Annotated in this window: 23 protein-coding genes; 15 read left to right on the top strand and 8 right to left on the bottom strand. The window is 36.7% G+C overall.

Annotated elements, in window-relative coordinates; translation table 11 throughout:
• The first annotated feature begins 6 nt into the window (after nucleotides 1-6).
• The 5 genes from gcvP to ACU1LP_RS02545 all read left to right on the top strand — a co-directional run bounded on the left by gcvP (nucleotide 7) and on the right by ACU1LP_RS02545 (nucleotide 5,958).
• A complete protein-coding gene (gene gcvP / locus ACU1LP_RS02565; protein WP_445732441.1) occupies nucleotides 7-2,856 on the top strand; it encodes an aminomethyl-transferring glycine dehydrogenase in 2,850 nt (949 codons plus the stop codon).
• Nucleotides 2,857-2,955: 99 nt separating this feature from the next.
• On the top strand, nucleotides 2,956-4,014 hold the full coding sequence (locus ACU1LP_RS02560) for a 3-oxoacyl-ACP synthase III family protein (RefSeq protein WP_445732440.1): 1,059 nt from the start codon (nucleotides 2,956-2,958) through the stop codon (nucleotides 4,012-4,014).
• A 233-nt stretch (nucleotides 4,015-4,247) separates the two neighbouring features.
• Nucleotides 4,248-4,433: a hypothetical protein gene (locus ACU1LP_RS02555; RefSeq protein WP_445732439.1), complete on the top strand. Its 186-nt coding sequence runs from the start codon at nucleotides 4,248-4,250 to the stop codon at nucleotides 4,431-4,433.
• Between the two features lie 131 nt (nucleotides 4,434-4,564).
• Nucleotides 4,565-5,086, top strand: a complete 522-nt coding sequence (locus ACU1LP_RS02550; RefSeq protein WP_445732438.1) for a methyltransferase — start codon at nucleotides 4,565-4,567, stop codon at nucleotides 5,084-5,086.
• A gap of 23 nt (nucleotides 5,087-5,109) precedes the next feature.
• Entirely contained in the window at nucleotides 5,110-5,958 is an 849-nt protein-coding gene (locus tag ACU1LP_RS02545) for a glycosyltransferase (protein WP_445732437.1), read from the top strand.
• Between the two features lie 45 nt (nucleotides 5,959-6,003).
• On the opposite strand, the gene ACU1LP_RS02540 is transcribed toward ACU1LP_RS02545, so the two are convergent.
• Nucleotides 6,004-6,813: a DNA/RNA non-specific endonuclease gene (locus ACU1LP_RS02540; protein ID WP_445732436.1), complete on the bottom strand. Its 810-nt coding sequence runs from the start codon at nucleotides 6,811-6,813 to the stop codon at nucleotides 6,004-6,006.
• A gap of 1 nt (nucleotide 6,814) precedes the next feature.
• Complete coding sequence (gene pafA / locus ACU1LP_RS02535; protein WP_445735473.1) at nucleotides 6,815-8,473, bottom strand: alkaline phosphatase PafA; 1,659 nt, start codon at nucleotides 8,471-8,473, stop codon at nucleotides 6,815-6,817.
• Between the two features lie 108 nt (nucleotides 8,474-8,581).
• Here pafA and ACU1LP_RS02530 point away from each other — a divergent pair, with 108 nt between their 5' ends.
• Both ACU1LP_RS02530 and ACU1LP_RS02525 read left to right on the top strand, forming a co-directional pair.
• The gene (locus ACU1LP_RS02530) at nucleotides 8,582-9,319 is read left to right on the top strand and encodes an MlaE family ABC transporter permease (protein WP_445735472.1); all 738 of its coding nucleotides are present in this window, start codon (nucleotides 8,582-8,584) and stop codon (nucleotides 9,317-9,319) included.
• Nucleotides 9,319-10,086, top strand: a complete 768-nt coding sequence (locus ACU1LP_RS02525) for an ABC transporter ATP-binding protein (protein WP_445734225.1) — start codon at nucleotides 9,319-9,321, stop codon at nucleotides 10,084-10,086. The genes ACU1LP_RS02530 and ACU1LP_RS02525 overlap by 1 nt, the downstream gene beginning before the upstream one ends.
• 383 nt (nucleotides 10,087-10,469) lie before the next feature.
• Here ACU1LP_RS02525 and ACU1LP_RS02520 read toward each other — a convergent pair whose 3' ends face one another.
• From ACU1LP_RS02520 to ACU1LP_RS02510, 3 genes are all read right to left on the bottom strand, one after another.
• Nucleotides 10,470-11,552 carry a mannose-1-phosphate guanylyltransferase gene (locus tag ACU1LP_RS02520; protein ID WP_445732348.1) on the bottom strand — a complete coding sequence of 361 codons (1,083 nt, stop codon included), beginning with the start codon at nucleotides 11,550-11,552 and terminating at the stop codon, nucleotides 10,470-10,472.
• Nucleotides 11,553-11,794: 242 nt separating this feature from the next.
• Entirely contained in the window at nucleotides 11,795-12,409 is a 615-nt protein-coding gene (locus ACU1LP_RS02515) for a SprT-like domain-containing protein (RefSeq protein ID WP_445732347.1), read from the bottom strand.
• 56 nt (nucleotides 12,410-12,465) lie between these two features.
• The gene (locus ACU1LP_RS02510; protein WP_445732346.1) at nucleotides 12,466-13,443 is read right to left on the bottom strand and encodes a polyprenyl synthetase family protein; all 978 of its coding nucleotides are present in this window, start codon (nucleotides 13,441-13,443) and stop codon (nucleotides 12,466-12,468) included.
• A 153-nt stretch (nucleotides 13,444-13,596) separates the two neighbouring features.
• On the opposite strand from ACU1LP_RS02510, the gene ACU1LP_RS02505 reads away from it, so the two are divergent.
• Nucleotides 13,597-14,625: a T9SS type A sorting domain-containing protein gene (locus ACU1LP_RS02505; RefSeq protein WP_445734224.1), complete on the top strand. Its 1,029-nt coding sequence runs from the start codon at nucleotides 13,597-13,599 to the stop codon at nucleotides 14,623-14,625.
• A gap of 55 nt (nucleotides 14,626-14,680) precedes the next feature.
• On the opposite strand, the gene rlmN is transcribed toward ACU1LP_RS02505, so the two are convergent.
• The 3 genes from rlmN to ACU1LP_RS02490 form a co-directional block, all read right to left on the bottom strand.
• Nucleotides 14,681-15,721, bottom strand: a complete 1,041-nt coding sequence (gene rlmN, locus ACU1LP_RS02500) for a 23S rRNA (adenine(2503)-C(2))-methyltransferase RlmN (protein ID WP_445734223.1) — start codon at nucleotides 15,719-15,721, stop codon at nucleotides 14,681-14,683.
• Between the two features lie 178 nt (nucleotides 15,722-15,899).
• Nucleotides 15,900-16,286 carry a Co2+/Mg2+ efflux protein ApaG gene (gene apaG / locus ACU1LP_RS02495; RefSeq protein WP_445732343.1) on the bottom strand — a complete coding sequence of 129 codons (387 nt, stop codon included), beginning with the start codon at nucleotides 16,284-16,286 and terminating at the stop codon, nucleotides 15,900-15,902.
• A gap of 105 nt (nucleotides 16,287-16,391) precedes the next feature.
• Entirely contained in the window at nucleotides 16,392-17,645 is a 1,254-nt protein-coding gene (locus tag ACU1LP_RS02490) for a type IX secretion system plug protein (RefSeq protein ID WP_445732342.1), read from the bottom strand.
• Between the two features lie 155 nt (nucleotides 17,646-17,800).
• Between ACU1LP_RS02490 and ACU1LP_RS02485 the strand changes: the two genes are divergently transcribed.
• The 7 genes from ACU1LP_RS02485 to nqrF all read left to right on the top strand — a co-directional run bounded on the left by ACU1LP_RS02485 (nucleotide 17,801) and on the right by nqrF (nucleotide 24,711).
• Nucleotides 17,801-19,156, top strand: coding sequence for a Na(+)-translocating NADH-quinone reductase subunit A (locus ACU1LP_RS02485; protein ID WP_445732341.1), 1,356 nt, complete (start codon nucleotides 17,801-17,803; stop codon nucleotides 19,154-19,156).
• On the top strand, nucleotides 19,156-20,382 hold the full coding sequence (locus tag ACU1LP_RS02480) for an NADH:ubiquinone reductase (Na(+)-transporting) subunit B (RefSeq protein WP_445732340.1): 1,227 nt from the start codon (nucleotides 19,156-19,158) through the stop codon (nucleotides 20,380-20,382). Before ACU1LP_RS02485 ends, ACU1LP_RS02480 begins: the two co-directional genes overlap by 1 nt.
• 129 nt (nucleotides 20,383-20,511) lie before the next feature.
• Nucleotides 20,512-21,261, top strand: a complete 750-nt coding sequence (locus ACU1LP_RS02475) for a Na(+)-translocating NADH-quinone reductase subunit C (RefSeq protein ID WP_445732339.1) — start codon at nucleotides 20,512-20,514, stop codon at nucleotides 21,259-21,261.
• Between the two features lie 152 nt (nucleotides 21,262-21,413).
• On the top strand, nucleotides 21,414-21,767 hold the full coding sequence (locus tag ACU1LP_RS02470; protein ID WP_445733653.1) for a four helix bundle protein: 354 nt from the start codon (nucleotides 21,414-21,416) through the stop codon (nucleotides 21,765-21,767).
• An 84-nt stretch (nucleotides 21,768-21,851) separates the two neighbouring features.
• Nucleotides 21,852-22,520, top strand: coding sequence for an NADH:ubiquinone reductase (Na(+)-transporting) subunit D (locus ACU1LP_RS02465; protein ID WP_445733652.1), 669 nt, complete (start codon nucleotides 21,852-21,854; stop codon nucleotides 22,518-22,520).
• A 135-nt stretch (nucleotides 22,521-22,655) separates the two neighbouring features.
• Complete coding sequence (nqrE, locus tag ACU1LP_RS02460; protein ID WP_445733651.1) at nucleotides 22,656-23,402, top strand: NADH:ubiquinone reductase (Na(+)-transporting) subunit E; 747 nt, start codon at nucleotides 22,656-22,658, stop codon at nucleotides 23,400-23,402.
• 1 nt (nucleotide 23,403) lies between these two features.
• Nucleotides 23,404-24,711, top strand: a complete 1,308-nt coding sequence (gene nqrF, locus ACU1LP_RS02455) for an NADH:ubiquinone reductase (Na(+)-transporting) subunit F (protein WP_445735471.1) — start codon at nucleotides 23,404-23,406, stop codon at nucleotides 24,709-24,711.
• Nucleotides 24,712-25,238 lie beyond the last annotated feature (527 nt).

The following is a 25,238-nucleotide window of genomic DNA, read 5'->3' as shown; positions in this document are numbered from 1 at the left end:
AGCTTAATGAATACAAACGCGTTTGCATTACGTCATATTGGTCCCAGAGAGGACGACCAAAAAAGTATGTTGAAAACCATTGGAGTGGACTCATTGGACCAGTTGATCTACCAAACCATTCCCAACGATATCCGTTTAAAAAATGGCTTGAATTTAGAGGAGCCCATGACGGAATATGAATATTTACTTCATATTCACGAATTATCCAAACTCAATAAAGCTTATAAAACATATATTGGTTTAGGGTACCACCCAACCATAATGCCTGCTGTCATTCAACGGAACATTCTCGAAAACCCGGGTTGGTACACGGCCTACACGCCTTATCAAGCGGAAATTGCCCAAGGCCGCTTGGAAGCACTTTTAAATTACCAAACCATGGTGATGGATCTTACAGGAATGGAAATTGCCAACGCATCGCTTCTTGATGAAAGTACCGCTGCGGCGGAAGCTATGGGTTTGTTGTTTGCTGTTCGCGAACGTGACCAGAAGAAAAATAACGTTAACAAGTTTTTTGTTTCTGAAAATATACTGCCCCAAACGTTGTCGTTACTACAAACCAGAGCGACGCCCATTGGCATTGAATTGGTTGTTGGGAATGAAGAAACTTTTGATTTTTCTTCAGAATTTTTCGGAGCCATTCTTCAATATCCGGGAAAAGATGGCCAAGTAACCGATATAAAAACATTTATAAGCAAAGCGAATGATTCCCAAATTAAAGTAGCCGTAGCTGCCGATATTTTAAGCTTGGTTAAATTGGAAGCTCCTGGTAAATTTGGTGCCGATGTAGTTGTTGGTACTACCCAACGTTTCGGGATCCCGATGGGTTATGGCGGACCACATGCCGCTTATTTTGCAACCAAGGAAGCGTACAAACGCGATATTCCGGGACGTATTATTGGCGTTACCAAAGATGTTAATGGCAACCGTGCCTTGCGTATGGCGCTACAAACCCGCGAGCAACATATAAAGCGCGATAAAGCAACGTCAAATATATGTACTGCCCAAGTTCTATTGGCCGTTATGGCGAGTATGTACGCAGTGTATCATGGGCCAAAAGGCTTGAAATTTATAGCCAATAAAGTGCATAATACAGCTTCTACATTAGCTACTGTTTTAAAGACTTTAGGATACAATCAAATAAATACCTCGTTTTTTGACACGCTTCAGATAAAAACCGATTCTAAAAAAATAAAGAAGATTGCTAAAGCCAAAAAGGTAAATTTGTTTTATCCGGATAGCGAAACGGTCACTGTTTCCTTAAATGAAACTACTTCGGTAAGGGACGTCAATTATTTAATTTCCGTTTTTGCTGAAGGTGCTGAAAAAGAAACCGTCATAATTGCCTCAATTTCAGAAAGTAATAATATATCGGAATCATTAAAAAGACAATCCGATTTTTTAACACTGGATGTTTTCAATCAGTACCATTCTGAAACCGAATTGATGCGTTATATAAAATCATTAGAGCATAAGGATTTGGCTTTAAACCACTCCATGATTTCGTTGGGTTCTTGTACCATGAAGCTCAATGCAGCATCAGAAATGCTACCATTAAGTATTTTCAAATGGGCTAATATCCACCCGTTTGTACCTAAAAAACAAGCGCAAGGCTATTTAACCGTTTTAAAGGAATTGGAAGATCAATTGACCGAAATCACTGGTTTTGCTGCCACGTCTTTACAACCAAATTCTGGCGCCCAAGGCGAATATGCAGGTTTAATGGTCATTAAAGCGTACCATGAATCTCGTAACGAAGGGCATAGGGATATTTGTTTGATACCATCCTCGGCACATGGCACAAACCCTGCAAGTGCGGTTATGGCGGGTATGAAAGTGATTGTAACCAAATCGACTGCCGAAGGAAATATTGATGTGGACGATCTACGTGAAAAAGCCATTTTGCACAAAGATAATTTATCGTGTTTAATGGTTACCTATCCATCTACGCACGGTGTTTACGAATCTGCTATTAAGGAAATTACCAAAATTATCCATGATAATGGCGGGCAGGTTTATATGGATGGCGCCAACATGAACGCTCAAGTAGGTCTCACAAACCCTGGAAATATTGGTGCCGATGTATGCCATTTAAACTTGCATAAAACATTCGCCATCCCTCATGGTGGTGGTGGTCCTGGTGTTGGTCCCATCTGTGTTGCTAAACAATTAGTGCCGTTTTTACCCGGAAATCCTATTGTAAAAGTTGGTGGAGAAAAAGCTATTACCGCCATATCTGCAGCGCCTTATGGTTCTGCTTTAGTATGCTTAATTTCCTATGGCTACATTAAAATGCTTGGCGCTGAAGGGTTGACGGAATCTACCAGAGTCGCTATTTTAAATGCCAATTATATCAAGTACCGTTTACAAGGTAGTTTTGATACGCTTTATTCCGGTGAACGCGGACGTGCAGCACACGAAATGATAGTGGATTGCCGCCCTTTTAAAGCCCATGGCATTGAAGTTACTGATATTGCAAAACGCTTGATGGATTACGGTTTTCATGCGCCAACGGTATCCTTCCCCGTGGCAGGAACCTTGATGATTGAACCAACGGAAAGCGAAAGCAAAGCTGAAATGGATCGTTTTTGTGACGCCATGATCTCCATTAAAAAAGAAATTGATAAGGCATCAAAGGATGATGAAAATAATGTTTTGAAAAATGCTCCGCATACTTTAGAAATGATAACGGCCAACGAATGGTATTTTCCATACTCACGTGAAGAAGCTGCATTTCCTTTGGACTATGTAAGAAACAATAAATTTTGGCCAAGTGTAAGACGCGTGGATGATGCCTATGGAGACCGAAATTTAATCTGTTCCTGTGCCCCAATCGAGGCTTATGCCCAAGCTTAAATAGGCGTTGAACGTCGTAAAACAACCGAATTTTAAAATGTGCCTTTTGTTAAAAACCTGTAATTTTATGGGTGATTAAAAAAGGCAAAATTTCTTTTTATGAACATTAAAATTACAGGTACTGGAAGCTACATACCAGATACCATTGAAAAAAACACCGCTTTTTACGAACATACATTTTTAAATAACGATGGTACGGTAATTAACTCCCCCAACGAGGTTATTATTGAAAAATTCCAAGCCATTACGGGTATTGCTGAAAGGCGTTATGCTAAAGCGCATTTAAACTCTTCCGATTTAGGATTTTTTGCAGCCGAAAGAGCCATAAACGATGCTAAAATTGATCCCGAAACGATTGATTATATTATTGTGGCCCATAATTTTGGAGATGTTAAATATAACATGAACCAGAGCGATTTGGTGCCTTGTTTAGCTGCAAGAATAAAACATAGTTTGCGCATTAAAAACCCCAAATGTGTGGCTTACGATATTCTGTTTGGGTGTCCGGGATGGATTGAAGGAGTCATTCAGGCAAAGGCCTATATTCAAGCGGGTATGGCAAAACGCTGTTTGGTTATAGGCTCTGAAACACTGTCTAGGGTTGTTGACAAGCACGATAGGGATTCCATGATCTTTTCTGATGGGGCTGGAGCTACTATTATTGAAGCTACTGAGGAAGCAGGTGGTATTTTGGCCCATGAAACATCAAGTTTCACTTATGATGAAGCCTATTATTTATATTTTGGAAACTCTAACAACCAAAATTTGAGCAAAGACACCCGATACATAAAAATGGATGGCCGTAAAATTTACGAATTTGCCCTTGTTCATGTGCCTCAAGCCATAAAAACGTGTTTAGATAATTGTGGTTTAGACATTAAAGACGTGAAAAAAATATTTTTGCATCAGGCCAACGAAAAAATGGATGAAGCCATTTTAAAACGTTTGTACCGACTTTATAGAACCGAGATTCCTGAAGGTATCATGCCCATGAGCATTCAAAAACTGGGAAACAGTTCGGTAGCTACCGTACCCACACTTTTTGATTTGGTTAGAAACAATAAATTGGAAAACCATAGTCTTACAAAAGGGGATGTGATTATATTTGCAAGCGTTGGTGCCGGTATGCATATCAATGCCATTGCTTATAAATATTGAGAGAACAGTTACTGGGGTCATTAAGTTATTTAGTCATAAATCAAATCATCAATTTATAACAGAATAGTTTAAGGAAAAGCGCCCTCGATAAGTCCTTCCCTTTTTTCAAGGGGAGGTGCCGCAGGCGGAGGGGTCCAAACAATACTGATTATTTTGAAGTATGAGCTATTTTTTGTCATTTACTCAACTTAATAGTAATCTTTATTTTTAACTTTACTTTAAATATAAGAATAATGAATGCGTCAGAAATAAAACTTGATCTATTCATAAAACTGGATTCTTTAAAAGAAAGTAGGTTAGAAGAAGTATATGGAACACCCATAAATCTCATCAATAGTAAAAGTGAGATTAACGAATGGGACGGTCTAACCATTGAGCAACAAAGGGCCATACATATTGGAATAGAACAGATTGGATAAAGGAGAGGGTCGGAATCATAAAAAAATGTGATGAGTGATTTCAGAAAGCGCTATTTGGATGCCTAAACAAGTTCTAAATTAAAATTCCTTAAAAAAATAATATGAACCGCATGAAAAAATACAATTAGTTCATGTACGAAAAAACTTTTCCTAACAAACGTTTTAAGCATACTATTCAATTTTTAGAAAAACATGTTCCTAAAACCGAAACTATTTTAGATTTGGGCGTTGTAAATCCGTTTACGGATATTATGGTCAAACATGGTTATTCTGTAGTAAATACGAAAGGTGAAGATTTGGATTTTGATACATCTAATATTACAAAATCTGACGCTACAGTAGTTACTGCGTTTGAGATTTTCGAACATTTATTATCACCTTTTACCGTACTTCAATCCATAAAAGCCGATAAATTAGTTGCTAGCGTACCTTTAAGATTATGGTTTTCTTCAGCCTATAGAAGTAAATCGGATATGTTTGATAGACATTACCACGAATTTGAAGATTGGCAGTTCGATTGGTTATTGGAAAAAGCGGGTTGGAAAATAATAGACCGTCAAAAATGGACAAACCCCACGAAAAAAATGGGTATCCGGCCTATGTTGCGTTGGTTTACCCCTAGATATTATATTGTTTATGCGGAAAGAGTTTAACTTTGAATATTAAACTTTAAACTTTGAACTTTTACATCATCATTCCCGCTCATAATGAAGAAAGCTCTATTGGTTTAACTTTAGATTCTTTAATAAACCAAACACTTCAGCCAAAACGGGTGGTGGTGGTAAATGATAATTCAACGGATAGTACCCAAGATATTGTTGAAAGCTATGCTGCGAAACATCCGTGGATTCAATTAATCAATTCAAAATCTTCAAACGAACATTTACCGGGTTCAAAAATCATCAATGCGTTTTATAAAGGTTATGAAACTTTAGATGCGCATTATGATGTATTATGTAAGTTTGACGCCGATTTAATTTTTCCAAATACTTATTTAAAACAACTTTCGATTCATTTTAATGTCAATAAAAAACTAGGTATGGCATCTGGGTTTTGTTACATTGAAAAAAATGGGGAATGGGTATTGGAAAATTTAACACGCAAGGACCATATTCGAGGCGCTTTAAAAGCGTACAGAAAAACATGTTTTTTAAAGATTGGAAAATTAAAACCTTCCATGGGTTGGGATACGGTTGATGAATTACTTGCTAAATTTTATGGTTGGGACATACTAACAGACGAATCTTTACATGTAAAACATTTAAAACCTACAGGGATTAGTTATAACAAAGCCTCAAAATATTTGCAAGGTGAAGCCATGTATAAAATGCGTTATGGTTTTGTAATTACCTTTATTTCGGCTTTAAAATTAGCCTATAAAAAAGGGAGTTTTGGTCTGTTTAAAGATTATTTGACAGGTTATTTTAAAGCAAAAAAGAACAAGGTTGGTTTTTTGGTAACTGAAGAAGAAGGGAATTTTATTCGGGAATTGCGTTGGAAAGGCATGAAAAATAAATTCCAATAAAAGACCTGACAGGTTTTTAAAACCTGTGAGGTCTCGATCTCAATACTATTTAAAACTCCAATCCTTATAGCTACTAGAAGCTTCCAGCTTATTTTCTAAAGCATCTTCCAATTGCGGAAAGAAATCAATCCCCGTTAATTTTTCGATAGAATCCACCGAAACAACAAATTCATACAACGGTTTACTTGAATTTTCATGAGGCATCAAAAATGCTATCATTTTTACTTTACCCGAATTTGCATCCATCAACACTTTATAAAATTGGTTGGGAACTGCCACTTTTTCGTTTCCAATAGTTTTCATGTTTCCTTTTAAAATACCACCCGTAACCACAAAAACACCATCATATTTACTGGCCCAATATCTTACTTTTTGTTCTAAAGTATTCCAAATACCAGAATTAAAGGCGTGTTCTTGTGGGGTAACGTTACTGGTTAAAAAAGTTTCATCGTATGCGAATTTACTGTAGGTTCTGTCGGCTGCAGGACATAAATGGCCGCGGTCATAACCAGAGTTTTTATAATTCCGCCAATCTGCAGCTCCTGTTTTAACCGCTTTGTCTACCTCAAAATAAGGGCGCTTAAAATGGGTGTTCAATAAATGCGACTTTTTTAATTCGTAAGCTACCCATTCGGCTTGTTCGTGTGGTTCGCTATAAGAGAGCGAATAGCCTTCGTGGTGTACAATTTGCCCCGTAGTACTTGTTGGTAAAAAATATGCGTTGGTGTTTTGCTTTATTTCTTCACCTGCATTTACAATTTCAGCCTTTTCTTCAGTTTTTAAAAAATGCCCGTAACCATAAACTGTAAGCACAATCAATAAAGCCAGTACGGTATATTTCGCTCTTTTGTTCAAATTAATCCAATACAAATTCTAATGGTTGCCCAATGGCGCCGTTAGGAAAACTGATGCCTAAAAGTGCCGACATGGTTGGAGCAATATCGGTTACCTCGGTTTTTTGCAAGGTTTGGCCATGTTTTATGCCTTTTCCGAAGAAAAATAAGGGCACATGGGTATCGTAATTTAAACCCGTGCCATGTGTAGAACCTGTTTTTCCGTAGGAAATAAAAGCAGGATCGTAAACAAAAAGCACATCGCCGGAACGTTTTTGGTTAAAGCCTTTTTGCAATAAAGCTTCAATTCCAGTATTAAACTCTTGGGAGCTCATGGCTGTTGCCGTGTAAGCTTTGTCGATATTAGGATACATTATTATTTCGTTTACTAGGGCTTCTTGCACATCATCCAAATCCAAATCCAGTTCTTCAATTTTCGCTCTGTTTAAAAACACTTGGTTGTTACTTACGTTTTCAATTAAGTCGGACGTTCCAAATTTAATTTCCATAAATTCAGTAAACCTATTTTTTTGAGCTTTAGAATCTATATAACCAGCTGGTATTTTCACACTTTGTAAATACGAAGGCACCTCTACTGCGGCATGGTCTGCGGTTAAAAACACGGTATAATTTCCTTTACCAACTTGGGTGTCCAGTGCTTTAAACAAACGTTCTAGATCTTTATCCAATCGAATGTAAGTATCTTCAATTTCTTTGGAGTTTACCCCAAAATTATGCCCCACATAATCGGTGCTTGAAAAACTTACGGCCAACACATCGGTCATGTTGTCTTGCCCCAATTGTTCGCCATTTAATGCGGCAATTGCAAAATCTGCTATAATGCTATTGCCATAAGCCGTTGCTTTTAAAATATCGAAGCCTCCATTTTTTTCTTTTAAAACATTCAAGTCATAAGGAAAACTTGCGGTTTCCTTTCCTTTAAAACCGCCTTCAAAATCATTTAAATCGTTTCCGCTTTCAGTATAAGTTTCAATGTTATATAAGGTATTCCATGGTTTTAAGTAGGATGCTACAACATTTGAGTTGTTAAATTCATTTACCCAATTAGGCAAAGTGTCCATGTAAAATGTGCTGCTAATAAAATAGCCTTTATCTTTTCCATAAAACCAATAGGCTGCGTTTGCGGTATGGCCCGCAGGCAAAATAGCACCTCTATCTTTTATGGATATGCCAACGGTTTTACCACGCATTTGTGTAAATAGGCGGTTTTCATCAGGAAAAGTGGTGGTTTTCATTCGGTGTGGAGACATTTGTCCATCTTCAGTGTTGGTCCCAACAGATTTCATACTATCATCACCGGTACAATACACACTTTTCTTAATCTCTTTATCGTACCAATCATTAGCGATTATACCATGGTATTTTGGAGTTGTACCTGTATAAATCGATGCATGCCCTGGGCCTGTATAAGTAGGCACATAATTGTAATGGTTGTTCTTGCAGTTAAAGCCCTCGTTCATCATACGTTTAAAACCACCTTCGCCGTATTTGTTATAAAACCGCGTTAAATAATCATACCGCATTTGGTCGATTACAATACCAACCACCAACCTTGGTTTGCTATTGGAATCTGCACTTTTAGTTGAAACTATCTTGTTTTGGGCTGGACAAGAAAATACCAAGAAAAGCCCAAGTAAACCGGAAATTACATTTTTTAACATAACTATATTGTATTTGTTTCAAAAATACGGCTTTTAAAAATATCTTAATTTAAAATTAAAGTTAAATACCTCTAACTTTTTTTTACTTTAGCGGTATTAAAATTGGTTATGACCTATCTACATAATATTGGTGCTTATTTTTTAATGATAGCTGAAATGTTCCGCAAACCCACCAAGTGGTCTGTGATGAAAAACTTAATATTTAAGGATATTGATGATTTGGTTATTGGTTCTTTGGGCATTATTGCTTTTATATCCTTTTTTGTTGGAGGGGTAATTACAATTCAAACAGCATTAAACATAAGCAACCCGTTAATTCCTAGGTATTTAGTAGGATTTGCTACCAGGCAATCGGTTATTTTAGAGTTTGCGCCAACCTTTACCTCCATTATCATGGCAGGAAAAGTGGGCTCGTATATTACCTCTAGTATTGGCACCATGCGAGTTACAGAGCAAATTGATGCTTTGGAAGTCATGGGCATCAACTCATTAAACTATTTGGTTTTTCCAAAAGCAGTGGCCTTAATGCTTTACCCTTTTGCCATTGCTATTGGTATGTTTCTGGGCATACTTGGTGGTATGGCAGCTTCTGTATATGGCGGTTTTAGCACGTTGGAAGATTATATTTATGGCATCCAAACAGATTTTATCCCTTTTCATGTTACCTATGCCTTTATAAAAACATTTGTGTTCGCCTTTGTATTGGCAACCATTCCCGCTTTTCATGGTTACTATATGAAAGGTGGCGCGCTAGAGGTAGGCAAAGCAAGTACCACATCGTTTGTATGGACCAGTGTTGTAATTATTTTCTTAAACTATTTTCTAACCCAAATGCTTTTAAGCTAATGATTGAAGTTGAAAATTTACACAAATCGTTCGGTAATATAGAAGTCTTAAAAGGCATCAGTACTACTTTTCAGAAAGGAAAAACCAATTTAATTATAGGGCAAAGTGGATCTGGTAAAACGGTGTTTTTAAAATGTTTGTTAGGGTTGTTCTCTTATGAAGAAGGAAGTATTTCGTATGATGGAAAAATAATTTCTAAATTATCAGAAGATGAAAGGCGCGATTTACGTAGCGAGATAGGAATGGTTTTTCAAGGAAGTGCTTTATTTGATTCCATGACCATTGCCCAAAATGTGATGTTCCCTTTGCGCATGTTTACCAAACAGAGTAAAAGTGAAATGGAAGACCGTGTTGACTTTGTTTTAAACCGTGTTAATCTGTCTGATGCGCACAACAAAAAACCAAGTGAAGCTTCAGGGGGCATGCAAAAGCGCGTAGCCATAGCCAGGGCCATAGTAAACAAACCAAAATACTTGTTTTGCGATGAGCCTAACTCTGGTTTAGACCCAAAAACGGCCATAGTTATAGATAACTTGATAAGGGAAATAACCGAAGAATACGATATTACGACCGTAATAAATTCGCACGACATGAACTCGGTAATGGAAATAGGCGACAAGATTGTGTTTTTAAAAAATGGGTTTAAGGCTTGGGAAGGCTCCAATAAAACCATTTTTAAAACAGACAATGAGGTGGTGACCGATTTCGTTTATTCTTCTGAACTGATGAAAAAAGTCCGGCAAATGTATATTGAGGAGAAGGGATAAATCAATTTTACTTTCAGTTGCCAAATTATCTAAATAAAGTTTCAGTTTTTTTGCACTTTTCTAGTGTGGATTAATTTTTCCATCATGTTTCTTTAAGCCAAAAAGCATCCGCTTTTTGGAAATAAAAACAAAATTTCTCTACACAGAATTTTAATAAAGACTAAAACCTTTTTAATTTATCTTTCAATGAGCAACGTGTCTATTTTAAGCTGTTTTTTTAGCCAGGTTTTTAATTCTTTGTCTTTAGCGCGCTTAATGCTATCGTGAAGGGAAGCTTTTTATTTTTTAAAAATTAGCCACTATCCTGTCCTGATTCGAAACACGGATATAAATAAATCCACTGTTTTTTTACTGAATATTGATGCTGTAAACTGAACACTAAACTACCCGTACTGCACCCCAAACTTGTCTTTTACTTTTTGGAGCACTTTTTTAATATCTTGTTCTTTGGTTTTGGGGTAAATAAGCAGAATATCTTCTTTATCTACAATAATATAATCTTGCAAACCATCAACTACCACTATTTTGTCTTTTTTGGTACGTATCATATTGCCTGAGGCATCTTCGGCCAAGGTTCTGGCATTTACCACGGCATTTTCATTGCTGTCTTTATTGAGCTTATCATACAAACTGCCCCAGGTGCCTAAATCGTTCCAGTCAAATTCCGCAGCAATCACATACACGTTTTTAGAGGTTTCCATTAGGGCATAATCTACCGATACGTTTTCGGCTTTCGGATAATTTTCCTTTATAAATGCTTCTTCCGAATGTGTATTGTAAGCACTGATTCCTTTTTCAAACAAACTGAACAATTTTGGTTGATTGTTTTGGAAAGCCTGTACCACACTTTTTACGCTCCACATAAAAATACCGGCGTTCCATAAAAAATTGCCTTGGTCTATAAACTGCTTTGCGGTTTCATAATCTGGTTTCTCTCTAAATTGATGGACCGATTTTATCGCTTTCGCGGAAGTTTTATCGAATTCAATATAGCCATAACCCGTATTTGGAAATGTTGGTTGGATACCAAGCGTCATCAAGGCATTGTTTTGTGAACAAAAATCGAAGGCTTGTTGCACATTTTTCGAAAAAGTAGCTTCATCTTCAATCCAATGGTCGCTGGGTGCCACAATTATTAAAGCATCTGGGTTTTCTTTCTGGATTTTTAATGATGCATATAAAATACACGGTGCCGTGTTTCTCATAGCGGGTTCTAAAACCACTTGGCGTTTTGTAACTTCCGGTAATTGTTCAAAAACCAAATCGTTATAAAGCTCGTTGGTCAATATAAAAATATTTTCCTTGGGGATTAAAAGGGACAAACGCTGAAATGTTTTTTGGATCAGGGTATCGCCCGTTCCCAGCATATCGTGAAATTGCTTTGGGAAATCTTGCGTGCTAATGGGCCAAAAACGAGAGCCCACGCCTCCTGCCATTAATATGGCGTAATAGTTTTTGTTTTTCATATTTTTTTATTCCCTCGAAGGAGGGAATCTGTTTGTTTTTTTGTTCAATTTTTGTCGTTACAACAGTTATCCCAAATACGGTTTTTTTTCAATTGAAATTCTCGTTACCATTTATAAGATTCCTGCTTTCGCAGAACCTGTTTTCATTCCCTCGAAGGAGGGAATCTGTTTAATATTGATTCTTTATAATTTTATAAGCCACGAATACGCGAATGTTTTTCAATTGAAATTCTCGTTACCATTTATAAGATTCCTGCTTTCGCAGGAATTAGTTCCACTTCGGCATTTGGGTTAAAAAGATACAACTTTCCTGTTTTAACTTCCGTACATTCAAACCGCTTGGTCCTTTTTTCGCCTTTTTTAAATATTCTTCCATTATATAATTTAAAAGATTGCCCTAAAGGTACTTCAAAAATAAAGGTTTTATCATTAGGTTCGTCAAATTGCTTTAAGGCTAAGGCTAGTTTAACATCACTATCGCTGGATGCCTTGGGGTTTTTAAAATGTTTTGCCAACAAGGGCAATACATGGTTTGGAAAAATTTCCGGGTTTAAGAATGGCAACATTAAGTATTGAAATGTTTTTTTCCACTCCATGCCATGGGGTTTTATAAATCTGCCATAGGTTTTGTACGCTTCAAAATGGGCAATCTCGTGGATTAACGTGATTAAAAACCGATAATCGTTTAAGTTGGAGTTGATGGTAATTTGATGCTTTCCGTTGGGCAGGCGCATGTAGTCGCCATGGCGGGTTTTGCGCTCGTTTTTAATTTTGACCACCAAATGCTCGTGCTCCAAAAGTTTTAAGACTTGAGGCATGGCCTTGGGCGAAATGTAATGTTGAAGTGTGTTTTGCATTGGCACAAAAATACATGAATTCTTTAAAAGTAAAAGAATTGGTTTGGTGGGTCATTTTATTTCTTTCGGTCAATAACATAATTGACCATAAGCTCAAGGGATTTTTGGTACTCCGAATCCGGGTAGGTTTTTAAGATTTGCAATGCTTCTTCTTGAAATTGCTTCATTCTGGAAATCGCATAATCCAGTCCCCCTTTATCTTTTACAAAAGCAACTACTTCTTTAACACGCTTAGTGTTTTTATTATGGTTTTTTATGGAATTGATCAACCAGTCTTTATCCTTTTTTTCAACCGTATTAAGCACATAAATTAAAGGCAAGGTCATTTTTTGTTCCTTAATGTCAATGCCTGTGGGTTTTCCTATTTGGTCATCACCATAATCAAACAAGTCGTCTTTAATTTGAAACGCCATGCCAATAAGTTCACCAAATTTGCGCATCACTTCCACGTGCTGCGATTCTGGTTTTACCGATGCCGCACCCAAACTACAGCAAGCGGCAATTAAAGTGGCGGTTTTTTGACGGATAATTTCGTAATAAACAGCTTCAGTAATATCCAATTTCCTGGCCTTTTCTATTTGCAATAATTCGCCCTCGCTCATTTCCCTTACGGCTATGGAGATGATTTTGAGCAAATCAAAATCGTTGTTGTCAATGCTTAAAAGCAATCCTTTAGAAAGTAAATAATCGCCAATTAAAACCGCTATTTTATTTTTCCAAAGGGCGTTTACTGAGAAAAACCCACGGCGTCTATTGCTATCGTCCACCACATCGTCGTGTACCAAAGTAGCCGTATGTATCAGTTCAATAACCGAAGCGCCTCTATAGGTACGGTCGCTTATTTCGCCGTTCGATACCATTTTGGCCACCAAAAAAACAAACATCGGGCGCATTTGCTTCCCTTTTCGGTTTACTATATAAGTAGTAATTCGGTTAAGTAAAGCCACTTTGCTGGACATTGACAATAGGAACTTTTGCTCGAAAAGATCCATTTCAAAGGCTATGGGTTTTTTTATTTGTTCTTCAATTTTCAAATCAAAAAAAATACTTTATGGCAACAAACGTACTAAAAAATTACAATAATCCCATTAATAATCGCAAACTGCTTACAATAGGATTATTAATTATGAAAGCTAGCCAATATTTTATATATTGTTACTTATTAATCCATTAAAATTTATACGCTTATGAAAAAAATTACTTTATTTATTTTAACATTTATGTTATTTGGGGTTTTCACTTCAAATGCCCAGGTTTTTGAAAATGAGAATTTTGACGGCCTAAATATTGGCAATGTTGGTACAGATGTAACTGGTGCTACGGCGGGTCAGGGTGGTTTGTTTACTCAAGCAAATGCTGCTTCAAATTCTGATTTTCAAATTGTTGATTCGGGCGGGTCACTTGGAAATGTATTACAGATTACTGGATCAAATAGTATTACAGGTTCGAGATTCATATGGCAAAACGGATTAAAAACGGATTGGGCTTCGCGAACATTAGGTAATAACTTTGTTGAAGTTGAATTCAACTTCTTTACCGGTCCTGCAACTACAAGTAAAAATGAAGCCGATGTGGAAATATATAATTCAGACTATTCTATTGTAATTGCAGGTTTTAGTTATTTGCCAGAAACGAAAGTTTTAACAGGATTAGCGTATGCTAATGGTAGTAGTGGATTAGGGACATATTTAATTTTTTTAGGACCATCTGACACAGATTTAATATTACCTGAAAATGTTTGGGTTAGGTTAGGTGTAGCATTTAATGTTGTTACAGGTGAAGTTATATGGAAGGGACCAGGTTTTTATATTGGTTTTACAGGTTCTGGAGCTGGTATTGCCCCATTTGAGGTAGATTTTTCATTATATGCAGGTACAGGAAATACGGTGTCATCATTTATGTTTGTTGATGATTATAGAGCGAGAGCTATAGCAACTGAAGATTTATTGAGTATAAATAATGATGTTAAAACTATTTCTAACATAATCAATATTTATCCAAATCCTGTTGAGGATGTACTTCGTTTGTCTTTGTCAGATAACATTAACCTAGCTAAGTTGGAAATTGTAGATATTAACGGAAGATTAATTAAAACTATATCTGCTGAAAAAGTTTTTGATAAAGAAGTAAACACATCTGATTTAAATAAGGGGATGTATATGCTGAATATTTATTCTGATAAAGGAAAGTCCACTAAAAAATTTATAAAAAAATAAAATAACGTTTTTAACGTTTATTTTATATTATAAGAGCCGCATAAAGTGGCTCTTTTTAACTTTTATTGGCCAATTGCCCACAAGCGGCATCAATATCTTTTCCTCTGCTTCGGCGTACATTAACCACAATGCGGTTTTTTTCCAATGAGGAAATATAATTTTCCAAAGTGTCGTTTGATGCTTGCTGAAATTCGCCATCACCAATAGGGTTGTATTCAATAATATTAACCTTACAAGGCACATATTTACAAAATTTCACAAAGGCATCAATATCTTTTTGAGAATCATTGATTCCTTTCCAAATCACATATTCGTAACTGATTTTGCGTTTGGTCTTGGCGTACCAATATTCTAAAGATTCTTTTAAATCTTCTAGTGGAAAGTTTTCATTGAAGGGCATAATGGATGTTCTAACCTCATCAATGGCAGAATGCAAGGACACCGCTAAATTGAATTTAACATCGTCATCCGCCATTTTTTTAATTATTTTTGGAACACCAGATGTTGAAACCGTGATGCGTTTTGGCGACATACCCAAGCCTTCTGGAGACGTGATTTTATCAATGGCTTTTATAACATTGTTATAATTCATTAAAGGTTCTCCCATACCCATAAAAACAATATTGCTTAAAGGGCGATTGAAATAAAGTTTGCTTTCGTTATCAATGGCAACTACTTGATCGTAAATTTCGTCGGGGTTTAAATTTCGCATGCGCTTTAAACGTGCCGTGGCGCAGAATTTACAGTCTAAACTACAACCTACCTGACTCGATACACATGCCGTAGTTCTGGTTTTCGTTGGAATTAAAACCGATTCCACTATCAAACCATCGTGCAGTCGCACTGCGTTTTTAACCGTGCCATCGTTACTACGTTGCATGGTGTCCACTTTAATGTGATTGATAACAAAATTAGCTTCTAGCATCTCGCGTGTTTCTTTTGAAATATTGGTCATATCCTCAAAAGAGTGCGCCGATTTTTGCCAAAGCCATTCATACACTTGATTGCCCCGAAACGCTTTATCGCCTTGCTTTTCAAAAAAGTCCCGGAGTTGTTCTTTTGTTAATGCGCGAATGTCTTTTTTTGCTGTTGCCATAAGTGATGCAAAAATAGGGAAACGAATTATAAATCAATGTCGTTTAGTTAGTAATACTTCATAATCGTTTGTAATTCATGGAGTAAAGCTTCTTTGGTTTTTTCTATAGCGCGACCCTTTTGGGTAGCGCCCACTTTTGGATACATCCCAAAAAAAGTTACACTCGAAGTGAGATATACTAATTGATAGCGAACGGGGCGCTTAACTTAAACGTTGGTATGGTAACTTTGAAGTTTTTGGTAGTGGTAAAGTTTACCATGCTGTAATGCCCTTGCATGGCGCCAAATGGCGAGGTAAGCAAGCAGCCAGAAGTGTAGGTGTGCGATTCGCCCGGTTTTAACACGGGTTTTTTGCCTATAACGCCTTCGCCGGAAACAACTTCTACATTGTTCAATGCGTCTAGAATTTCCCAGTGGCGTGCGTTAAGTTGCACGGAATCTTTGCTTTGGTTTTCAATAGTTACGGTGTAACCAAATGCGTACTGTATTTTATAATTTTTATAAAACGAGCCTTCGTAGGTGGTTTCTACCGAAATTTTTATGCCTCTTGTAACTTGTTGAACCATGTTAACTATTGATATTCAATATATTTATGGGGCTAAAATACTAAATTTATGTGGTACACGCCCCATTTTAACGCGATTGATTAAAATATTAGTTGAACGGTGCGTTTAGTTCGAGATATTAACCGAACTGCCTTCGCCAATGCCAATAATCTTGTCGTAACGTGCCCCTAGATCCCTGTAATATATAATGACTTTATAATTGTTTTCGGTTTGGTAAAAATTACCGCTTATGGCGCCTTCGTTTAAGCTGCCATCCTTGTTTACCACCACATATTTGTAATTGTAAAACCCTTGCTTTAACAGTATGGCGTTTTTTAAAACATTGCTGCGTTGGTCGTACAGCAATCGGGTGCTTTCATCAATCACATAATTGTTGAAATTACCGTACACATGCACATTTTTGTTTTTAAACCGTTCGTTGGGCACTAATGAAAAATGTATCCAAACATAATCGGCTTCAATATTGGGGTTTTCAGCATCTAAAACGGTGATCACATAATTGCCGTTAATGTCCGGATTGTACGTGTATGGTTTACTGGCGCGTTCTATGTTTGTAAACAGATAATTGTGGTAAAGGTCCTGTAAATCGATGGTGCGGATGCCTGTATTGGCTGCCCGAACATCTTTGTTTTCAAAAAACAGGTATTCGTTGCCGCCTAAAAAACTGGTTTCGGTATCGTACCTGTAAATAAGCTGATTGCCAAGGGTGTATTGCGGTTTTAAGTTTGAAATGGCGGTGTTTAAATTATTGTTTTGAACAATAAGCGCTTTTATGGTTTGTGTGGGATTATTGAGCTGGATGTTGTTGGAAGTTACAATAATTTCAACCCGTTGGTTTTCTTCTATAAACTGTACATCGCGCGATCGTTTTATGCTGACTCCAACTGCTGTTTGGTCTTCATAGATCATGAATTTTCTTGAAAACACCAGGTCGCCATTATTATTGAAAACACTTAAAAGGTAATTTCCGGAAACTTTGAGGCGTCTGGTTTGCTCGTTGGGAATGGTTAATTGGTAATGCGAGTAGATTTGATAAGTGTTGAATGAGTTTTCGTAATTCCGGATGCGTTGGTTATCAAAACCATCCATAAATTCCGATTTCATTAAGACCGAAGGCGTCCAATCATAATTGTAATGGTCTATTTTATAATAATAATCATCTTCATTTCCGTTAAGGGCATCAAATTCCAAAACCACATATTCGCCTAATTTTAAAATGGGCAATTGTGTTTCGGGCGTGTTGCCTTTAAAATTGATGGTTTTAATAAAGCTGGGCGGGTTTGTTTCTTTGACCTGACAAAATAAAAGCGTGGGCAAGAGCAGTAAAATAAATGGATATGGATGCTTTGACAATGGCATTTTGATAGTGTTTTTTTTGTAAATATAGCAAATTTAATGCCTAAAATTTATATTCTGTTTGTCCTGTAAAAATTCTGCATAATTATTATGAAAACTGCATTTTTAATTCGTAAATTTGCCCCGATTTTTAGACAACTAATTTCAATAAAAAAAATATGTCAAACGACATTCGCATTAAAAAAGGTCTGGACATTAAACTTAAGGGTGAGGCTGAAAAAACCATTGAAAGGGCAGTTTTAAGTAACTTTTATACTCTAAGACCTGATGATTTCCACGGCGTTATACCTAAATTAATTTCTAAAGTAGGAACTAAAGTAAAAGCGGGCGAGCCTGTTTTTTTTGATAAATCCAACGAAAACGTCCAGTTTGTTTCACCGGTTTCTGGAGAGGTCATAGAAATTGAACGGGGCGAGAAACGCAAAATAATATCCATTAAAATACAAGCAGACAAGACACAAACCTACCTAGACCATGGTAAGTTTAATTTAGATGTGGCTAAACCAAACGAGTTAAAAGCACATTTATTGGCTTCTGGTTGTTGGCCCTTTGTAAAACAGCGCCCGTATGATGTGATTGCAAATCCGGAAGAATCGCCAAAAGCTGTTTTTATTTCCGGTTATGCAAGTGCGCCCTTGGCAGCAGATTTAGATTTTACCCTAAAAGGAAAAGAAGCCGAATTGCAGGCTGCGGTAAAGGCACTGGGTAAACTAACCGAGGGCAAAGTACATGTTTCTGTAAGTGCCAAATCCAATTCGCCGTTGGCGGGTCTGTCTGGTATTACTTTACATAAAGTTTCGGGCCCGCACCCTGCAGGAAACGTGGGTACATTGATCAATAAAGTGGACCCTGTTAATAAAGGGGAAGTAGTTTGGACGGTGGCTGCGCAAGATTTGGTAATTATTGGCGAGTTGCTTTTAACGGGTAAATTCAATGCGGAACGTAAGGTAGCTTTAGCGGGATCTTCAGTAGAAAAACCACGATATTTTATCACTAAAATAGGAAGTGAAATAGCTACCCTCATTTACGACAAAGGTATTTCAAAAGCAGCTCATGACCGTATTATTTGTGGCAATGTGCTTAGCGGTAAACAAATAAAGCCAAACGGCAGTTTAGATTATTACAACAATGTTATTACCATAATTCCTGAAGGAGATGATTATGAGTTGTTTGGATGGACAAAACCTGTTTTCGACAAAGTGTCCACTTCCAGAGCACTGACATTTTCTTGGTTGAACCCGAATAAAAAATACGATTTGAATACGAATACCAATGGTGAGCACCGTGCCTTTGTGGTAACAGGTGGTTATGAAGAAGTGTTTCCTTTAGATATTTATCCGTTGCAAATTCTGAAAGCTTGCATGTACCAGGATTTAGATGAAATGGAATCTTTAGGAATGTATGAAGTAGCACCAGAGGATTTTGCACTTACTGAGTTTATTTGTGTGTCCAAACAACCCCATCAGCAAATTATTAGAAAAGGTTTAGACGTCATGCTTAAAGAGATAGGATAATGGATTTAAAAACGAGATTACATATTTTAAAAAGAAAGTATAGAGGGTCAAAATTTGCACCGGCGTTCAACGCAATTCATACCTTTCTTTATTTACCAAATGAGACGACCCATAATGGTACACACATAAAAGCGGCCGACGATTTGAAACGAACCATGAACACCGTGATTATGGCGTTGATTCCTTGTTTGATTTTCGGGATGTTCAATGCAGGCTATCAGCACTATTTAGCTTTAGGCGATATTCAAGCGGCTAGCGGAGGCTTTTTCAGTAGCGAGTTTTGGACCTTAGACAATTTCTTTATTGGTTTCTGGAAAATTATTCCATTGGTCCTTGTGTCTTATGGTGTTGGTTTGGGTATTGAGTTTTTATTTGCTATTATTAAAAAACACGAGGTAGAGGAAGGGTATTTAGTTACCGGAATGCTGGTGCCTTTAATAGTGCCTATCGATATTCCACTTTGGATGCTTGCGGTGGCCATAGCTTTTGGGGTTATAATTGGCAAGGAAGTGTTTGGAGGTACAGGAATGAACATTTTAAATCCTGCCCTGACCATTAGGGCCTTTTTGTTTTTCTCTTACCCAACTTGGATGAGTGGCGATAAAGTTTGGGTCCATGGTGCCGTAAAAAGAGCACAGGAGATTGCAGAAGGCGCCAACTTAGATGCCATTTCCGGTGAAACCATACTTGGAGGTATTGCCCAAAATAACCCAGTGACCCATACCATTTCAGATATGTTCTTTGGGTTTATTCCAGGTTCCATTGGCGAAACTTCAACCCTGCTGATTTTATTGGGAGGCCTGTTTTTGATCTTTACAAAAATAGGAAGCTGGCGTATTATGCTATCTGCAGTCATTGGAGCCATAGTAATGGGCCTTATTTTCAATAGTATTGTCGATGCCGGTTGGGTTACGCAAAGCAGCAAGTTTTACGGCTTGATGAGTACTCAATATTGGCACCACTTATTAATAGGTGGTCTTGCCTTTGGTATTGTATTTATGGCTACCGACCCAGTAACGGCATCACAAACCAACAGGGGGAAATGGATTTACGGATTTTTAATAGGTTTTATTTCAATATTGATCCGTGTGTTCAATCCTGCGTATCCAGAAGGCGTCATGCTTGCCATTTTATTAATGAATGTGTTTGCCCCAACAATTGATCATTATGTGGTTCAAGGCAATGTTAAGCGTAGATTGAAACGTATAAAAGTTAAAAGTGCCTAAAATGCACTTAATTTCATAAAGTTAAAACTAAAAAATAAAAATTTGAGACATGTCAGTAAAGTAAAACCGAATATAATGATAGAAGTAACTTTAGACACTTTAATTACTTATAACTTTAGACACTAAAAAATGGAAAAGACAACCGATAAAAATTCTTACACCCTGCTTTTCGCCATTGGAATGGTTGTAGTGGTAGGCTCAATACTGGCTTTTGCTGCATCAGGATTTAAAGATAAAATAGACGAAAATAAGCGTATCGAAAAACAACTTAATATTTTGTATGCGATGGGTGTAAATGAAAACGAAGGGAGTAAAATGAGCTTTGTTTCAAAAGATAAAGTTGAAGACGAGTTTAAAAAATATATTACCAAACAGTTTATAATACAAGGAGATAAAATCAGTGAAGATAATAATGCTTATTTACTGGACCTTAAAAAAGAACACGCCTTGGCCAAAAAACCAGGCCATCAAAGACGCCTGCCTTTACTCATAGGGGAAAAAGACGGAAAAACATATTATATCGCACCAATAAGGGGGAAAGGTTTGTGGGATGCCATTTGGGGCTATGTCGCATTGGATAAAAATATGGTGGTTCAAGGTGCATTTTTCGACCATAAAGGAGAAACCCCAGGTCTGGGTGCCAATATAAACCAACGTTTTTTTATGGATGATTTTATTGGGGAACATTTATTTGATAAATCCAATAACTTCAAAGGCATTGATGTTTCAAAAAGTAATAACGATCCAAAAAATAGCGATAAAACAGACAATGAGGTCGATGCCATTGCAGGAGCAACCATAACAGGAAATGGTGTATCGGCAATGCTTAAATCTGAATTAAAACTATACCTACCTTATTTCGAAAATTTAAAGAAATGAAGTAAATAAAGTACTTGAAGTGTCTAAGTGCACTAAAGTACTTAAAGTTAATAAAAACGGTTAAACGACTTTAGGCACTCTAAATACTTGAAACTTTAGACACTTAGAAAGACTTTAGGCACTCCAAGTACTTAAAACTTTAGATACTTAATATGACAAATAAAGAATTTGCTGAAAAATTAGAAAAACGAACCATAAAATTTGCAATTGATGTTATAAATTTGTCAGCGGGTTTGCCTAAAACAACAGAATCTTTAGTTATAAAAAATCAACTAACTAAATCTGGAACCAGTATAGGTGCAAATTATAAAGAAGCCAATAGAAGTAGAAGTAAAAAGGATTTTAAAAATAAAATTAGAATCAGTTTAGGAGAAGCAAGTGAAACGGATTATTGGTTGGAGATTATTGAAGAAATTAACTGGATAAATAAAAATGAAATTAATGGTTTAAGGAAAGAGGCAAAGGAGTTATTGGCAATTTTCACATCTATTGCAAGCAAACTTTAGACACTTAAAAACTTTAGACATTTCAATTACTTAAAACTTAACTTTAGTGCACTTTTGGCACTTAAAACTTTAGACACTTAAAATATGGGACTTTTATCAAAAAAAGACGCAAGACTAATACTGGACCCTTTAGCAGATAATAATCCAATAACCATTCAAGTTTTGGGTATTTGTTCTGCATTGGCAATTACCGCAGAGCTGGAAGCTTCTATTGTCATGTCAATTTCAGTACTATTTGTGTTGGCTATAGGGAATGTGATCATTTCACTGATGCGAAATATCATTCCATCAAAAATCAGGATCATAGTTCAGCTGATCGTTGTTGCTACACTGGTGATTATAGTAGATCAAATACTGAAAGCCTACGCTTATGAGTTGAGTAAAACACTATCGGTATTTGTAGGGCTGATTATTACCAACTGTATCATTATGGGACGCTTTGAAGCCTTTGCTCTGGGCAACAAACCTTGGCCGTCATTTCTTGATGGCATTGGAAATGCTTTAGGATATGGTATTATTCTGGTTACAATAGGGTTCTTTAGGGAATTATTGGGGTCAGGAACCTTGCTTGGGTTTAAAGTTTTGGGAGATCCTATCGAAAAAACAGGACTCTATGCCTTAGGTTATGAAAACAACGGATTTATGCTGCTGTCACCCATGGCACTCATAGTGGTCGGTATTATTATTTGGATACAGCGCTCAAGAAATAAAGATTTGATTGAAGACGAACTCGTTGGACATTGTGACATATAATAAACAATGATACCAGAAGAGTATTAAGTTTTAGATTTTAAACAAATAAAAACAAATGAGCAGCAATTATTAAGAAGAAAGTGAATTACAGCCATTAACTTCTTTAATTATAATGCTGGCGCAATACATAAAAACATGGAACATATAGAGTTATTTTTAAAATCAATTTTTATAGACAACCTAATATTTGCCACATTCCTCGGGATGTGCTCATACCTTGCAGTCTCTAAAAAAGTTACTACAGCCATTGGTTTAGGTTCGGCCGTCATATTTGTGTTGGCAGTAACCGTACCTTTAAACTGGTTATTGGATCAATATATCTTGCAGGAAGGTGCTTTGGCTTGGTTAGGGCCTGAATATGCAGAATACGACCTTGGCTTTCTGTCTTTTATATTGTTTATAGCAACCATAGCTACTATGGTGCAGTTGGTTGAAATAGTTGTTGAAAAATTTTCACCGGCATTATATAATTCATTAGGTATTTTCTTACCACTTATAGCCGTAAACTGCGCTATTTTAGGAGGGTCGTTATTTATGCAATCACGTGAAATTCCTACGTTAAGTTTAGCAACTGTTTATGGCTTGGGCTCTGGTATTGGTTGGTTTTTGGCAATTTTGGCCATAGCGGCCATTCGCGAAAAAATCAAATATTCAAATGTGACACCAGCATTAAGAGGATTGGGAATTACTTTTATTATCACGGGTTTAATGGCCATAGGTTTTATGAGTTTTGGAGGTATGTTGACCGGTGGTAGTGAAGAGGCAAAAGAAGTTAAAACGGCAACCATTGAAAGTAACCCAAGTGAAGATGGAAATGAGACGACCAAACAAGTAAAAGAAACAAAATCAATAGCTGGTAATAATATTAAAGCAATAAAGTAACATGATCTTAACCGTAGGTACATTAGGAACAGTCATAACCACAGTAATAGCTTTTTTAGTAGTGACATTGTTACTGGTACTATTGCTATTGTTTGTAAAACAAAAATTAGCACCTTCAGGCCCTGTAATAATTACAATTAATGACGAAAAGGAAATTGAAGTAGCTTCTGGAAACACATTGCTTACAACCTTAAGCAATCAAAAAATATTCCTGCCATCAGCTTGTGGTGGAGGCGGTACCTGTTTACAGTGCGAATGCCATGTATTATCGGGCGGAGGTGAAGCTTTACCTACTGAAACGCCTAATTTCACAAGAAAAGAACTGAAAGAAGGAATCCGTTTGGCATGTCAGGTCAAAGTAAAACAAGACATGGTTATTAGCATTCCAGAAGAGGTTTTTGGGATTAAAAAATGGGAAGCAACCGTGGTAAGAAACTATAATGTAGCCTCATTTATTAAAGAATTTGTTGTGGAGATTCCAGAGGACATGGGATACAAGGCTGGAGGTTATATTCAAATTGAAATACCACCATGCGAGGTAAAATATGCCGATATGGATATTACCGCACACCCCGATGAACACGAAAGGCCCGATAAATTTCAGGATGAATGGGATAAGTTCAAACTGTGGTCGCTGGTCATGAAAAACACAGAGACCGTGGAGCGCGCATATTCTATGGCCTCTTACCCGGCAGAAGGTCGTGAAATTATGCTCAATGTACGTATTGCCACACCTCCTTTTGATCGTGCTAAGGGCGGATGGATGGATGTGAATCCAGGTATTGCATCATCCTATATATTCAATCAGAAACCGGGAGATAAAGTAACAATTTCTGGACCTTATGGCGAATTTTTCATTAATGAGTCTGATGCAGAAATGTTATATGTTGGTGGTGGAGCGGGTATGGCACCCATGCGTTCACACTTATATCACTTATTCAGAACTTTAAAAACTGGACGTAAAGTTACTTATTGGTATGGAGGACGTTCCAAACGTGAGTTGTTCTATTTAGACCATTTCCATAAATTAGAGAAAGACTTTCCAAACTTTAAGTTCTATTTAGCCCTATCTGAACCATTACCGGAAGATAACTGGAAAGTAAAAGCAGATATAGATGCCCCAGGAGATGGGTTCGTTGGATTTATACACAGTTGTGTCATCGATAATTATTTGAGCAAACACGAGTCGCCAGAAGATATCGAACTGTATTTCTGTGGCCCACCATTAATGAACAAAGCCGTTCAAAAAATGGGCGAGGATTTTGGTATCCCAGATGAGCATATCCGTTTTGATGACTTTGGAGGATAAAAATTCCCATATAATAATAAAAAAAGGACTTAATTTTAAGTCCTTTTTTTATGACTGCTAATTTAGTATTGCTTTAAAATTTACTTTCTGTTATTTTTTAAATTAAAGAGTCCTTATCAAAATATTGTTTTCCAGATTAATAACCTGAGTTAGACATAAGAAAGACTACGTACGAATGAGAGTATTTTTGAACTTACTATTAACCTGAGTTCGACATAAGAATCAGTGCACACTATTGATAATCATAAGTTTAATAATTTTGTCATTGCGAGGCAACAGATAAAAAAATTTATCAAGCGATATTGTTGACAATTAAATTGAAACTGAAAATTTGAAAATATGGATTGTCCACTAGAGGGGACTTTAGGGGTGTTTTTAAAATTTGATATTTAAATATTAGTTAAATATGACGTCAATGGTAGCTTTTTCATTAGAAAAAAAGCGAAGCAATCTTTTAAATTGAACTTATTGGATTTTATTTATAAATTAAACGGATTGCTTCGTCGTGCCTCCTACCATTGACGAAT

The organism is Mariniflexile sp., assembly GCF_052728615.1.
Note: the sequence above shows the minus strand (reverse complement) of the source record. Positions and strands in the feature narration are given on the sequence as shown.

Excerpts from the sequence above, each read along its gene's own strand:
- gcvP (WP_445732441.1), top strand. The coding sequence starts at position 7 with ATGAATACAAACGCGTTTGCATTACGTCATATTGGTCCCAGAGAGGAC.
- ACU1LP_RS02560 (WP_445732440.1), top strand. The coding sequence starts at position 2,956 with ATGAACATTAAAATTACAGGTACTGGAAGCTACATACCAGATACCATT.
- ACU1LP_RS02555 (WP_445732439.1), top strand. The coding sequence starts at position 4,248 with ATGAATGCGTCAGAAATAAAACTTGATCTATTCATAAAACTGGATTCT.
- ACU1LP_RS02550 (WP_445732438.1), top strand. The coding sequence starts at position 4,565 with ATGTACGAAAAAACTTTTCCTAACAAACGTTTTAAGCATACTATTCAA.
- pafA (WP_445735473.1), bottom strand. The coding sequence starts at position 8,473 with ATGTTAAAAAATGTAATTTCCGGTTTACTTGGGCTTTTCTTGGTATTT.
- ACU1LP_RS02530 (WP_445735472.1), top strand. The coding sequence starts at position 8,582 with ATGACCTATCTACATAATATTGGTGCTTATTTTTTAATGATAGCTGAA.
- ACU1LP_RS02525 (WP_445734225.1), top strand. The coding sequence starts at position 9,319 with ATGATTGAAGTTGAAAATTTACACAAATCGTTCGGTAATATAGAAGTC.
- ACU1LP_RS02520 (WP_445732348.1), bottom strand. The coding sequence starts at position 11,552 with ATGAAAAACAAAAACTATTACGCCATATTAATGGCAGGAGGCGTGGGC.
- ACU1LP_RS02515 (WP_445732347.1), bottom strand. The coding sequence starts at position 12,409 with ATGCAAAACACACTTCAACATTACATTTCGCCCAAGGCCATGCCTCAA.
- ACU1LP_RS02505 (WP_445734224.1), top strand. The coding sequence starts at position 13,597 with ATGAAAAAAATTACTTTATTTATTTTAACATTTATGTTATTTGGGGTT.
- rlmN (WP_445734223.1), bottom strand. The coding sequence starts at position 15,721 with ATGGCAACAGCAAAAAAAGACATTCGCGCATTAACAAAAGAACAACTC.
- apaG (WP_445732343.1), bottom strand. The coding sequence starts at position 16,286 with ATGGTTCAACAAGTTACAAGAGGCATAAAAATTTCGGTAGAAACCACC.
- ACU1LP_RS02490 (WP_445732342.1), bottom strand. The coding sequence starts at position 17,645 with ATGCCATTGTCAAAGCATCCATATCCATTTATTTTACTGCTCTTGCCC.
- ACU1LP_RS02485 (WP_445732341.1), top strand. The coding sequence starts at position 17,801 with ATGTCAAACGACATTCGCATTAAAAAAGGTCTGGACATTAAACTTAAG.
- ACU1LP_RS02480 (WP_445732340.1), top strand. The coding sequence starts at position 19,156 with ATGGATTTAAAAACGAGATTACATATTTTAAAAAGAAAGTATAGAGGG.
- ACU1LP_RS02475 (WP_445732339.1), top strand. The coding sequence starts at position 20,512 with ATGGAAAAGACAACCGATAAAAATTCTTACACCCTGCTTTTCGCCATT.
- ACU1LP_RS02470 (WP_445733653.1), top strand. The coding sequence starts at position 21,414 with ATGACAAATAAAGAATTTGCTGAAAAATTAGAAAAACGAACCATAAAA.
- ACU1LP_RS02465 (WP_445733652.1), top strand. The coding sequence starts at position 21,852 with ATGGGACTTTTATCAAAAAAAGACGCAAGACTAATACTGGACCCTTTA.
- nqrE (WP_445733651.1), top strand. The coding sequence starts at position 22,656 with ATGGAACATATAGAGTTATTTTTAAAATCAATTTTTATAGACAACCTA.
- nqrF (WP_445735471.1), top strand. The coding sequence starts at position 23,404 with ATGATCTTAACCGTAGGTACATTAGGAACAGTCATAACCACAGTAATA.